The 2571-nt window shown below is 62.2% G+C and carries 1 protein-coding gene; it reads right to left on the bottom strand.

The window, feature by feature from the left end; genetic code table 11:
* A partial coding sequence (locus M2D63_RS25480) for an immunoglobulin-like domain-containing protein (protein ID WP_353050880.1) occupies positions 1 to 2571 on the bottom strand: 2571 nt, incomplete at both ends.

Raw genomic sequence — 2571 nt, 5'->3', positions numbered from 1 at the left:
TCTTCGTAGTTACCACCCGAAACGTCCTTGATGGCGTTGGTCAGATCGAGGTTGGTGCTGTGCACGTTGTCCGGTGCAGTGAACTGCACGGTGCCGCTGCTCTGGCCGACCGCGATGACGATCTGCTGGCCATTGGTGAGGTTGATCACCAATGGGGTACCGGTGACCGGCGCGCTGACAGTAGCGGTGTAGGTGATCACGCCACCTTCGCCGATAGTACTGACATCAGCGGTCAACTTGACGGTCGACGGGTCGATGGTGTCGTTGACCTCGGTGACGGCCGCCGACGGGTCGACGTTGAGGTTTTCGAAGTCGCCGCCGGACGTACCGGTGATGGTTGCCTCGACCTGGCCAGCGTCGATGTACACGTCGTCGTCCGGTGCCGCGACAGTCACGCTGCCCGAAGTCTCACCGGCCGCAATGGTGATGCTTTCACCATTGCTGAGGGTGATGGTCATGGCGGTGCCGGCCGGGTTGGTCAGCGTCGCGGTGTAGGTGATCTCGCCACCTTCGTTGACCGACGGGGTCGCGGTCAGCTTCAGACCGGTAGTGTCTTCGGTGCCTGGACCGTCGGTGACGGTCACAGTGGTGGTGCCCGAGGCAGTCAGGTCCTCGTAGTTACCGCCACTGACGTCCTTGATGCTGTTGGTCAGGTCGAGGTTGGTGCTGTGCACGTTGTCTGGCGCGGTGAACTGCACGGTGCCAGTGCTCTGGCCGACGCCAATGACGATCTGCTGGCCATTGGTGAGGTTGATCACCAATGGGGTGCCGCTCACCGGGGCGCTGACGGTAGCGGTGTAGGTGATCACGCCACCTTCACCGATGGTGCTGACATCGGCAGTGAGTTTCACCGTCGATGGATCGATGGTGTCGTTGACTTCAGTCACAGCCGCCGACGGGTCGACGTGGAGGTTTTCAAAGTCGCCACCGGACGTGCCGGTGATGGTTGCTTCGACCTGGCCGGCATCGATGTACACGTCATCGTCCGGCGCGGCGACAGTCACGCTGCCGCTGGTTTCACCCGCCGCAATGGTGATCGATTCACCATTGCTGAGGGTAATTGTCATGGCAGTGCCGGCCGGGTTGGTCAGGGTGGCGGTGTAGGTGATTTCACCGCCTTCGTTGACCGATGGGGTGGCGGTCAGCTTCAGACCGGTGGTGTCTTCAGTGCCTGGACCATCGGTGACGGTGACGGTGGTTTCACCGGAAGCCGTCAGGTCTTCGTAATTACCGCCCGAGACGTCCTTGATGCTGTTGGTCAGGTCCAGGTTGGTGTTGTGCACGTTGTCTGGCGCAGTGAACTGCACGGTGCCAGTGCTCTGACCGACCGCGATGACGATCTGCTGGCCATTGGTCAGGTTGATCACCAGTGGCGTGCCGGTGACCGGCGCGCTGACGGTAGCGGTGTAGGTGATCACGCCACCTTCGCCGATAGTGCTGACATCAGCGGTCAACTTGACGGTCGACGGATCGAGGGTGTCGTTGACCTCGGTTACGGCCGCCGACGGGTCGACGTTGAGGTTTTCGAAGTCGCCACCGGAGGTGCCGGTGATAGTCGCTTCGACCTGGCCAGCGTCGATATAGACGTCATCATCCGGCGCGGCGACAGTCACGCTGCCCGAAGTCTCACCGGCAGCGATGGTGATGCTTTCACCATTGCTGAGGGTGATGGTCATGGCCGTGCCAGCCGGGTTGGTCAGGGTCGCGGTGTAGGTGATCTCGCCGCCTTCGTTGACCGATGGGGTCGCGGTCAGCTTCAGGCCAGTTTCATCCTGGGTGCCCGGGCCGTCAGTAACGGTGACGGTGGTTTCACCGGAAGCGGTCAGTTCCTCGTAGTTGCCGCCACTCACGTCCTTGATGCTGTTGGTCAGGTCCAGGTTGCTGTTGTGCACGTTGTCCGGTGCAGTGAACTGCACGGTGCCAGTGCTCTGACCGACCGCGATGACGATCTGCTGGCCATTGGTCAGGTTGATCACCAGCGGGGTGCCGGTCACCGGGGCGCTGACGGTGGCGGTGTAGGTAATCACACCACCTTCACCGATGGTGCTGACGTCGGCGGTCAATTTGACGGTCGACGGGTCGAGGGTGTCGTTGACCTCGGTGACGGCCGGGGTGTTATCCACCGCCAGGTTTTCGAAGTCGCCACCGGTGGTACCGGTGATGGTCGCCTCGACCTGACCAGCATCGATATAGACGTCGTCGTCCGGCGCGGCCACGGTCACGCTGCCGCTGGTTTCGCCCGCCGCGATGGTGATGCTCTCACCATTGCTGAGGGTGATGCTCATGGCGGTGCCAGCCGGGTTGGTCAGGGTGGCGGTGTAGGTGATCTCGCCACCTTCGTTGACCGATGGGGTCGCGGTCAGCTTCAGGCCGGTAGTGTCTTCAGTGCCTGGACCATCGGTGACGGTCACGGTGGTCTCACCGGAAGCAGTCAGCTCCTCGTAGTTGCCGCCCGAAACGTCCTTGATCGCGTTGGTCAGATCGAGGTTGCTGCTGTGCACGTTGTCTGGCGCGGTGAACTGCACGGTGCCCGTGCTCTGGCCGACGCCGATGACGATCTGCTGGCCGTTG

Source organism: Pseudomonas sp. BJa5 (genome assembly GCF_030272875.2).
In the GTDB taxonomy this organism is placed as follows: Bacteria; Pseudomonadota; Gammaproteobacteria; order Pseudomonadales; family Pseudomonadaceae; genus Aquipseudomonas.
The sequence above is the reverse complement of the archived record's forward strand: the minus strand, read 5'-3'. Positions and strand labels throughout refer to the sequence as shown.